Raw genomic sequence first — 10,168 nt, 5'->3', positions numbered from 1 at the left:
ATTTGGGGTGTAAGCTGGACTGACGCGTCCTGAGAGTCCAAGAAATTGAGCTGCTGCATCACTCGCCACCGACGACTACTCCTATCCTGTCACGTCATCTCAGCCTAACGGACATTTTTGAACGAGGCAGGGCTAGGGCAGAAGGGGCTGACATTTGAGCGCTGACATCCTAATATCAAAGCAACTTTGGGCACACTTTCCCTATGACTTCCCCTGTCATTCTTGGTAATCGACCTTTAAGCCCTCTACAACTGGTTATAATTTAGGGCTGGGAAGGCTCTGCTTGAATTTCTTCAACATTGGAGACTTGAAGAATTAAGCGAAATCGTTGATTCATGCGCCGCTCGATAAAGTCCTCCATCAAGGCAACTTGGGTGGGGGTAACTGGCTCACGGGCACGTACATTTACGCGAATAACGGGAGGATCGCTCACCCAACTTGTGTCCATACTGAGAAGGTCGAGGGTGCGAAAGGTAATGGTTCCCCCGACTAACACTTGTCGTACCTGCTGTTGTAGGCGCACCTGTTGCAATAACCGACTAAAGCTCACAGCCAAGGGAATGACTAACAATCCTGTAAGGGCAAAGGCGATGGCCAGTGCACGCCGACCTTGATGGAGAGGAATATAGCCAACAATGACAAAAACCACCATACAGGCTAGGGTGATGCCTAGGAGGTTGGTGAGGTACAACAGGGTTGCGCCAATGCTCAGGCTGGTGTTGAGTTGGGCTAAGCCTAGGCCAATGGTACAGACGGGGGGCATGAGGGCAACGGCGATCGCGGTTCCGGCCAAGGTATTTGAGACCCGTGGTTCGGCAATGGCATAGGCACTGATGGCTCCGGCAGTGACGGCAATTCCCAAGTCCAGCAAATTGGGCTGCGATCGCGCCATAATTTCACTGCCATAGATTTCTAGCCCTACAGCCAGACCGATGAGCCATGACATACCAATAGCGATAAAAGTGCCAACGGCCAGTGCGAGGGTGGCTTCGCGAAACATTTTAATGTCGCCCATGAGAGCCGCTAGGGCTACGCCGCGAATGGGCAGCATGAGTGGTGCAATGACCATGGCTCCAATAATCACCGCCGCACTATTAGAGAGCAGACCAAAGGTGGCGATCGCGCAGGAGCTAACAATTAGCACCAAATAGGGAACATTGATATGGGATTCGCCATACAACTGCTGTACTAAGAAATTGAGGCTTTCATCGGTACGACGGGTGTAGCGGAAGGCTTGCACCTGATGAAACCAATGGGTCAATCGCTCTTTCATGGCCACCAGTCTCCCCACCTTAGCAGTGAAATAGATTAATGTTACAGGATGTGCCACTGGTTGAAGGTTGCTGCCTGCCCAATCGGCTGACCTGTTTCGTCAATAATGTTCCAAATCCACGCATTCTTGATCTGAAAGCGCCGACCGGAGCGGGAGATACGGATACCGCTGTAGTTGTTGGCGTAACCTTGGGTTGCAGCTTGAGCCAGTAGAGCCGCCCGCGCCGCTTGCGCCATGGGTTCTGCCGTGAGTCGCGAGGGCATTTGCACTAACTCTGACCATGACAGTTCCCACAGGGTTAAGGCCGCTTGGTTACCGTAGTTGAGGATAGGATCTGCTTGATTCCCGTGGGAGAGCACGGGATATGACCAGTGGAACAACTCATAGGCTAGGTCAAGATCATTTTGGGGGGTCTGAGGCAGGAGCGATCGCCCCGTCCAATGCTGAAAGCTAGCGCACAAGCGCCGTGCATGCCGTACAGCCGCCGCCTCGAACCACGGTTCCATTGACTTAGGCGGTGCTCAACACACGGCTAGCGGCAGCCACCCCAGCCCCAAGGGTAAAGTTAGTGTAGCCTAACTCTGCGAGCACTGCTTCGAGGGCACTCACCGCTGCCAGAATGTCGCGATCGCCCACAAACCCCAAGTGGCCAATCCGGAAAATTTGCCCCTTGAGGTGATCCTGTCCGCCTGCGAGGGCAATATCAAAGCGTTTTTTCATAAGGCTGCGAATGTTTTCGGCCTCAACGCCTTGGGGGGCAACCGCCGTAATAGCAGGGCTAGCACAGCTATCGGCAGCGTAAAGGGGCAAGTTTAAGGCCTTCATGGCAGCTCGAGTAGCCTGCATTAACCGCTGATGACGTTGAAAGATGGCTTCTAACCCTTCCGCTTGCATCATTTCTAGAGCTGTCTTCAGGGCAAAAAAGAGGTTGACAGGAGGCGTGAAGGGAGTCGTGTGCTTTGCTGCATCTTTGCGATACTTGCCCAAATCTAGGTAAAACTTTGGCAAGGTGGCTGTTTTATACGCCTCCCACGCCTTCGGGCTGACACTCACAAACGCCAGCCCCGGCGGAATCATGTACCCCTTTTGAGACCCTGAGCCAACGACATCTAACCCCCATTCATCAATGGGGACGCTCACGGCTCCCAAGCTGGTCACGGCATCGACAATGATCAGCGCTTGGCCATGAGCCTTAACGTGGCGGTTAATGGCGTCGAGATCATTGATGACCCCAGTAGAGGTCTCACTGTGGGTGACAATCACCGCTTTGATGGTTTTGGCCGTGTCCGCCTCAAGCACTGCCTTAAAGTCATCAGGGCTTAGGGGCTGCCCCCACGGAGCACTAATGCGCTCAGTGTTTAAGCCATAGGCATCACAAACCTCGCCCCAGCGATCGCCAAACTTACCGTTGCATCCGACAACAACGCGATCGCCAGCACTGAGGAAATTAATGATTCCCGCCTCCATTGCCCCAGTGCCGCTAGCCGCTAGAATAAGCACCTCATTTTGAGTTTGGTGCAGCCACTTTAACCCAGCCGTCACCGCCGCCATGATTTGGCTAAAATCACCGCTGCGATGACCGATGGGGTGCTTACCAAGGGACAAAAGAACCGATTCCGGCACAGGAGTCGGCCCCGGAATCATTAACATTGCTTTATCTTGCATGTTGAGTTGCGAACCAGTGAACAGGATTACATTGTTAGCGCCAGTGGGCAGCCATGTGCTCCGCAAGGTCTAAGACCCGCTGGCTATAGCCCCACTCATTGTCGTACCAAGCCACTACCTTGATGAGGTTACCCCCCATCACCATGGTAAGGGAGGCATCCAAAATTGAAGATGCCGAGTGCCCCCGATAGTCAGAAGAGACCAACTCTAAGTCACTGTAGTGGATAATCCCCTTCATGGTGGTTTCCGAGGCTTCTTTGAGGACTTGGTTGACTTGCTCAGCAATGGTCGGTTTTTCGACTTGTGCCACAAAGTCCACCACAGAAACGTTCGGTGTTGGTACCCGCAAGGCAATACCGTTGAGCTTCCCTTGCAGTTCTGGAATAACTAATCCAACCGCTTTGGCAGCACCAGTGGAGGTCGGCACAATATTCATTGCCGCCGCCCGTGCCCGCCGCAGATCCCGGTGGCTGGCATCGAGCAGCCGTTGGTCACCGGTGTAGCTGTGGGTAGTGGTCATCATCCCCTGCTGAATACCAAAATGCTCATGCAGCACTTTGACAATGGGGGCTAAACAGTTGGTTGTACAACTGGCATTACTCACCACGGTTTCACTGGGATCGTAGGTGTGATGATTGACCCCAACCACGTAGGTGGGCACGTTACCCTTACCCGGAGCAGTGATTAAGACTTTTTTTGCCCCAGCACTAATGTGCTTGCTGGCACCATCACGGCTGGTGAAGACTCCCGTTGCTTCAATGACGAGGTCAATATCCCACGCGCTCCAGGGCAAATTTTCAGGATTGCGGTCAGAAACGCACTTCACCGCTTGACCGTCGGCATAGATGCAATCGTCGTCCGCGCTGATTTCGGCATCGTGGAAAATGCCTAGCATCGAGTCATACTTTAGTAAGTGGGCATTGGTGCGGGGATCGGAGGTATCGTTGATGCCAACAATATCTAGCTTGCTATTGGCTTTCCGCTGTAACCAGCAACGCATGAAGTTCCGACCGATGCGCCCAAAACCATTGATAGCGACTCTAACCACCTGATCCCTTCCTCTATTTACTAACTCATTGTTGCCAGAAATGATCTAGGAAACATTCTAAGGGGGAATGGGCGTTTTATTTCGTTTTTTTTACCGATGGGCGATCGCCAACGGGGGAGCCTCTGCCTCAAGTGGGGCAGACAGCGCCGCAGCAAGGGGAGCACGGCCAAACCGTTGCTCCAGTAAGTCCATGACTGTGCGGCCAAAGTCGTTGGGGTTCTCTCGCCACGCCGCCAAACAGACTTCGCCAAAGAGGCTGCCCATGGGTTCAGGGTTCCAAAGTAACTTTTTAGCGGTCCACGGCATCAGGCTCATGGGGTTATAGCCCGGGCGCAGAATGCCTGCCTTGAGGGCATACTCTTCAAGGTGCGTGTGGGGTTGCAGGCCAATAAAGAAAATGGCGGGTTCCACCTTATCGGCACCAAAAATCTGCTCCAGTTCACGATGGTAGGCAATGGTTTGGGCAATGGTCTCGGGGCGCTCATCAATGACATTAAAGGAATAGTTGACCGACACCAGATCCGCAAAGCCTGCGGCTTTTAGATCACGGCAGTTCTGCAACACCGTGCGCAGGTTATACCCCATGCGCATTTTCCGCACTAATTCTTGGGAACCGCTGGTAATACCAATTTCAAAATAGTTCATCCCCGTTTTGACCATGAGGTCACACAGTTCGGGGGTAAGGTTGTCCGCCCGGATATAGGCCGCCCAGTGAATATCCGTCATCCCCGCTGCCAAGATGTCCCGCAGCAGGGCAATAGCGTCAGGGATAAACTTACGCGCCGGAATAAACTGGGCATCGGTAAACCAAAAGTTGCGAACCCCGCGCTCATAAAGCTGGCGCATCTCCGCAACCACCTCTTGCGCCGGGTTAATGCGCACCTGCTTACCTTCAACAACGGTATAGACGCAGTAACAGCAGTTGTGGGGGCAGCCCCGTTTGGTCTGCACACCGATATAGAAGTCGCCCCCCTCTAGGTAGTATTCAAATTCTGGCCAAATCTGCTCAATATAGCTGTAGTTACAGGCGGTTTTTTYAATGGGGGTCGGCCATTCGTGAATGAGGCGATCGCGGGGGGTCTCCACCCCAGCAATATAGCAGCGCTCCCCTTGAATCGATTGGTCTGTGAGCACCTTATGCAGTAGGCTTTCCCCTTCGCCCACCGAAATAATGGTGCCCCGGGGCAGTTGGGAACCCAGTTGCTCGTAAAAGACGCTAACTGCACCACCACCCACGATGGTGGTGATCTGAGGATGGTAGCGCTTGGCATGGTGCAACCCCAAACGAATTAAACTTAGATTCCGCCACAGTTCGCCGTAGTAGGCACTCATCACCCGTAGCCCACCGATCGCCCCCCGCAGTTTGACAAACGGATTGCGAGCGTAATAGACCTCAAAGGCATGTTGCAGCGGATTACCGCCGCGCCCCCCCACAGGGGCGTAGATTTGAATATCTCGCCACGAAAATACCAAATGGGTGGGGCGAAACTCATCAATGCAACGGCTGAGGGCAGCCCGGAAGTCTAAGGGGGGGACTGTGCCCAAGTCAAAAATGCGCTGCTCAAGGTGGGGCAGTTGCTTATGGATATAGTCGGCCAAATAAACGACCCCAATGGGGAAGATGGGGTTACAGGGCAGGCGAACGTACAGGACACGAGGCGTCATGGGGCACAGATCTATGAGTGCGATAAATTCTTAAAAGATTGTTACATCTGTTCACGTTGTAGCACATTCTAGGGGGGATGCTGTGGGGATCACTCAAAAATTGGTAGGGGATCAATTAGCAATCTTGTAGTTGAGTTTACAACCGTATCAAAAATCCAGTGTTAGGCTAATCAGGGTAAAGAGTCTTTTATAAAAAATATCATTGTCGTATGCCGCAAATTTTTGATCCCGTCCCTCACGATAATTGCGATCGCATCCTCTGCTGTTATGCCAACGTCACCAGCAAAATACAGGTGGTGCGCATTACGAATATTGCCAATTGGTATTTTGAGCGGGTTGTTTTTCCGGGACAACGACTCGTATTTGAGTGCCCGCGTCCAGCACAGCTTGAAGTTCATTGCGGCATGATGGCCAGTGCTATTCTCTCAGATACCATTCCCTGTACAGAGTTGCTGGTACAGGAAGGAGAGGATAATTTTTTTCCGAGTGATCCTATCACGCAACAACGGCTAGAATTGCTCAATGAAGGATCACCGCAAGAAGTCATGAGCCATTGAGCCTCGAAACTACGTCTCCACAACGACCGCAGACAACAGCTATCCTTGCTGTAAGTTTGGATGGCAAGTTGGCAAGTGCCAGTGCCCAAGGCGATCGCATCGCGTCAGCATACGATTTTCAGCACTTAGAGGAACACGTTGCCCAAGCAGATGCGGTCTTGTTTGGGGCAACCACCCTGCGCTTGGGGGGAACTGCCATGCGCTTACAGTCCCCCAGCTTAATTCAGCAACGCCTCAGGGCGGGTAAGCCGCCGCAACCGCTGCAAATCGTTTGCTCTGCCAGTGGTGACCTCGACTTGGCACTCCCCTTCTTTCAGCAGCCGATTCCACGGGCATTAGTAACAACAGAAACAGGTCGAGCGCGCTGGCAGGGGTCTAGCGCCTTCGATTACTGTTGGTGTGCCGATCGCCCCCACTGGGATTGGTCTTGGGTTTTAGGGCAAATTGCAACGGTGGGGATCCAGCGCCTAGCCGTACTCGGGGGAGGGCATCTTTTTGCGTCTCTGCTGCAAGTGCAAGCCATTGATGAACTGTGGCTGACGGTCTGCCCCCTAATGCTTGGATCCAGTGCCCCCAGCTTAATGCCGCTAAAGGAGTGCACATCTCCCACCATGACCTTGGTGAGTGCAGTGCCCGTCGGGGATGAGGTTTATTTACACTACCGCCTCGGCTACGGCGAGGACAAAGGAACTATGATAGAGACTTGAGCAACAACCCAGCAGCCCATGAGCGATTTCCTAGCCGGTCTGAACCCCTGCCAAAAACGAGCGGTACAACACTACTGCGGCCCAATGCTGGTAGTGGCGGGGGCAGGGTCTGGCAAAACCCGGACGCTGACCTACCGCATTGCCCATTTAATTCAACAGCATCAAGTTGATCCTGCCAATATTCTTGCGGTGACCTTTACAAACAAAGCTGCTCGGGAAATGAAGGAACGGCTTGAGCAGCTTTTTGCCCAACAGATAGCCTATCAGTTGTGCCAGCGAGATTGGCTTGACCTGTCGCCCCTAGAGCAAAAACGGGTGCGATCGCAGGTCTATCACACCTATACTAAACCGCTTTGGATTGGCACCTTTCATAGCCTTTGTGCCCGCCTCCTGCGACGTGACGTGGAAACCTACAAACATCCCCAAGGCTACCGCTGGACTCGCAACTTCACAATTTTCGATGAATCCGATGTCCAAAGTTTGATCAAGGAAATTGTGATCAGTGAGTTAAATTTAGACGAGCGAAAAAACGATCCACGGGGGATTCGCTACAAAATTAGCAATGCCAAAAACCGCGGCTTAACGCCGGATCAACTAGAGAACGAGACGCGATCGCCAGCAACTCGCATCGCGGCTGAAGTCTATCGCCGTTACGAGGCGGCGCTTGCCCGTCACAATGCCTTAGATTTTGACGATTTAATTTTGCTGACGGTGCATCTATTTCAGCAGCAACCCCGTGTCTTAGAGCACTGGCATCAGCAATTTCAGCACATTTTAGTGGATGAGTACCAAGATACCAATCGGACCCAGTATGATCTCATTCGCCTTTTAGCCACCAATGGTACCCCTCCCCAGCAGTTCCAAGGCTGGCAGGAGCGCTCCATCTTTGTGGTGGGGGATGTGGATCAGTCCATTTACTCGTTCCGATGTGCTGATTTCACAATTTTGATGAACTTCCAGCGGGATTTTGGCGATGGTTTGGCGGACGATGACAGCCGCACCATGATTAAGTTGGAGGAAAATTATCGCTCGGTGGCCAATATCCTAGAGGCGGCCAACTACCTGATTGAGCACAATAGCGAACGGATTGATAAAGTGCTACGCCCCACCAAACCTGCGGGCCCCCCCATTCACTGTGAGTGCACTGCGACGGAAACCGAGGAAGCATATTTTGTCGCCGAAAAAATTAAAGCCCTCAGTGGCGATCGCCTCGAGCCAGCGTGGGGACGCTTTGCCATTTTGTACCGCACTAATGCCCAATCCCGCCCCTTTGAGGATGTTCTTGTCCGCGCTAATATTCCCTACACCGTAGTCGGCGGCTTAAAGTTTTACGATCGCAAAGAAATTAAGGATCTTTTGGCCTACCTCCGCTTGCTGCAAAACCCCTACGATAGCGTTAGCCTGCGGCGAATTATTAATGTGCCCAAGCGCGGCATTGGCAAAACAACCCTTGATCGCCTAGGAGATGCAGCCCAAACCCTACGGTTACCCCTGTGGCAACTCATTTGCGATCCAGAGTCAATGATCCCCTTGGCGGGGCGAGCCAGTCGTGCCCTGCAACAGTTCGTTAACTTAGTGCAAAAATTACAATCCCTTGTGGATGACATTAGCCTACCGGACTTGGTTAAAGCCGTCATCGAGGAGACGGGCTACCGCCGTGAACTTGAGAATGACGGCACCGATGAAAGCCTTGAGCGTTTGCAAAATTTAGCTGAGCTAGTGAACGCAGCACAGCAGTTCAGCGAAGAAAACGATGGCGCAACCCTGAGCGAGTTTCTCAACAGTGCAGCCTTAGCCTCAGATCTCGATACTGTTGACGAAGGTTCTGGGGTGGTTTCCTTAATGACGTTGCATGCTGCCAAAGGGTTAGAGTTTCCGGTTGTGTTTTTAGTGGGACTAGAGCAAGGGCTGTTCCCTAACTACCGTAGCCTCAACGATCCCCTCACCCTCGAAGAAGAGCGCCGCCTCTGCTATGTGGGGATTACCCGCGCCCAAGAGCAACTCTTCCTCAGTTTTGCCCAAACCCGTCGCCTCTACGGCAGAAGTGAGGATGCCATTCCCTCTCAGTTCCTGAGTGAACTACCGCCGGAACTCCTTACCGGGGCGGCCTTACGTCGTCGCCTAGGTAAAATCACCTCCCAGCGTTCCCAGCAATGGCGAGTGGGCGATCGCCTTATTCATCCGCTTTACGGTACCGGGGAAGTCAGTCATATTTTTAACATGGGTCGCAGGGTGTCTCTTGCAATTCGCTTTCCAGGACGGGGTCAAAAGGTGGTTGACCCCACGATTACCCCCCTTGAACGGCTCAGCTCTGGTTAATTTGCTAGACGGGAAACCAAGTAGAGCGATCGCGCGGGCGGTGTTGTTGAATGCGCGCATTTTGATTTTGGATGAGGCCACGTCGGCGTTGGATTCGGAGTCGGAGGCGTTGGTGCAGGAGGCGCTGGAACGGTTGATGCGCGATTGCATGGTGTTTATTATTGCCCACCGGTTAGCGACGGTGCGACGAGCCGATCGGATTTTGGTGTTGCAAAATGGCCAAATTGTGGAGTCGTGAACCCATGCGGAGTTGTTAGCGGCAGGTCGCTATTATAGAAACCGGAGGGTTCGGGAACCGGATAAAACCTCGCTCGTTCCCGACGGGGATACAGAACGGTTCCCGCGCCTACGGCAGTAGGCAGAATCAGTCTTGACATTCTTCTCCAGACAAAGTGATGTCCTGACTGATACGTGCAATGACGAGTCGATTTTARCTGCATGCCATCTTAACCCAATGATGTTTTTAGCCGTCCAAAAAGATGTTTTTCAACCTGACAAGCAGCTTGCTCAGTTGCTTACTGAGTTAGCGCGTCTTGCCAACAATCTCTACAACCAAGGCGTGTATGAGTCTCGTCAATACTTCTTTGAGCAAGGACGGAAACCGTTCAAGGTTCTGAAGTATGTCAACCTCTACGCAAAACTGAAGGAGAGTGAAAACCGGAAGCTGTTACATTCTCAGGCTGCACAGCAAGTGTTGAAATCTGTGAATGAGGCGTTCAAAAGCTTCAAATCACTCTCAAAACTGTTCAAACTGGGGCAGTTCGACCATGAACCAAAATTGCCGCGATACCGCACCAAAGGCGGGTTGTATCGAGTCGTATTCACGGGGCAATCCCTGAAAGTAGAGAAAGGCTTGATTCGAGTTCCTTTGGGCAACGGTGGAAAAGCTGCAGTTGGAAGAGATGCGTTCTACATCCCGTTACCAGAACGATTA

General features: G+C 52.5%; 7 protein-coding genes and 3 pseudogenes. 5 read left to right on the top strand and 5 right to left on the bottom strand.

Annotated elements, in window-relative coordinates:
- Nucleotides 1–262 precede the first annotated feature (262 nt).
- From L5220_RS13330 to L5220_RS13310, 5 genes are all read right to left on the bottom strand, one after another.
- A complete protein-coding gene (locus L5220_RS13330) occupies nt 263–1,273 on the bottom strand; it encodes a DUF389 domain-containing protein (protein ID WP_448527552.1) in 1,011 nt (336 codons plus the stop codon).
- Between the two features lie 41 nt (nt 1,274–1,314).
- Complete coding sequence (locus tag L5220_RS13325) at nt 1,315–1,779, bottom strand: MEKHLA domain-containing protein (protein ID WP_448527553.1); 465 nt, start codon at nt 1,777–1,779, stop codon at nt 1,315–1,317.
- 4 nt (nt 1,780–1,783) lie between these two features.
- Nucleotides 1,784–2,938, bottom strand: coding sequence for a pyridoxal-phosphate-dependent aminotransferase family protein (locus tag L5220_RS13320; RefSeq protein WP_499574108.1), 1,155 nt, complete (start codon nt 2,936–2,938; stop codon nt 1,784–1,786).
- A 34-nt stretch (nt 2,939–2,972) separates the two neighbouring features.
- A complete protein-coding gene (locus L5220_RS13315) occupies nt 2,973–3,986 on the bottom strand; it encodes a type I glyceraldehyde-3-phosphate dehydrogenase (RefSeq protein WP_448514615.1) in 1,014 nt (337 codons plus the stop codon).
- Nucleotides 3,987–4,076: 90 nt separating this feature from the next.
- Nucleotides 4,077–5,651 (bottom strand): photosystem II high light acclimation radical SAM protein, encoded by a 1,575-nt coding sequence (locus L5220_RS13310; RefSeq protein WP_499574106.1) that lies wholly within the window; start codon nt 5,649–5,651, stop codon nt 4,077–4,079.
- Nucleotides 5,652–5,860: 209 nt separating this feature from the next.
- Between L5220_RS13310 and L5220_RS13305 the strand changes: the two are divergent.
- The 5 genes and pseudogenes from L5220_RS13305 to L5220_RS13285 form a co-directional block, all read left to right on the top strand.
- A pseudogene (locus L5220_RS13305) lies at nt 5,861–6,109 on the top strand (DUF1830 domain-containing protein); the annotation flags it as partial.
- A gap of 167 nt (nt 6,110–6,276) precedes the next feature.
- Nucleotides 6,277–6,915 (top strand): RibD family protein, encoded by a 639-nt coding sequence (locus tag L5220_RS13300; RefSeq protein WP_499574105.1) that lies wholly within the window; start codon nt 6,277–6,279, stop codon nt 6,913–6,915.
- 18 nt (nt 6,916–6,933) lie between these two features.
- On the top strand, nt 6,934–9,234 hold the full coding sequence (locus L5220_RS13295; RefSeq protein ID WP_499574104.1) for a UvrD-helicase domain-containing protein: 2,301 nt from the start codon (nt 6,934–6,936) through the stop codon (nt 9,232–9,234).
- Nucleotides 9,212–9,469, top strand: a pseudogene (locus tag L5220_RS13290) (ABC transporter ATP-binding protein); the annotation flags it as partial. The gene L5220_RS13295 and the pseudogene L5220_RS13290, both read left to right, overlap by 23 nt.
- A 219-nt stretch (nt 9,470–9,688) precedes the next feature.
- Nucleotides 9,689–10,168 (top strand): annotated as a pseudogene (locus L5220_RS13285) (hypothetical protein); the annotation flags it as partial.

Origin of the sequence: Synechococcus sp. PCC 6716 (assembly GCF_022570815.1) — a bacterium.
GTDB lineage: Bacteria > Cyanobacteriota > Cyanobacteriia > Thermosynechococcales > Thermosynechococcaceae > Thermosynechococcus > Thermosynechococcus lividus.
The sequence above is the reverse complement of the archived record's forward strand: the minus strand, read 5'-3'. Positions and strand labels throughout refer to the sequence as shown.

What these genes read in the sequence shown, in the direction of transcription:
- L5220_RS13320 (WP_499574108.1), bottom strand. Translation starts at nt 2,938, where the DNA reads ATGCAAGATAAAGCAATGTTAATGATTCCGGGGCCGACTCCTGTGCCG.
- L5220_RS13330 (WP_448527552.1), bottom strand. Translation starts at nt 1,273, where the DNA reads ATGAAAGAGCGATTGACCCATTGGTTTCATCAGGTGCAAGCCTTCCGC.
- L5220_RS13295 (WP_499574104.1), top strand. Translation starts at nt 6,934, where the DNA reads ATGAGCGATTTCCTAGCCGGTCTGAACCCCTGCCAAAAACGAGCGGTA.
- L5220_RS13325 (WP_448527553.1), bottom strand. Translation starts at nt 1,779, where the DNA reads ATGGAACCGTGGTTCGAGGCGGCGGCTGTACGGCATGCACGGCGCTTG.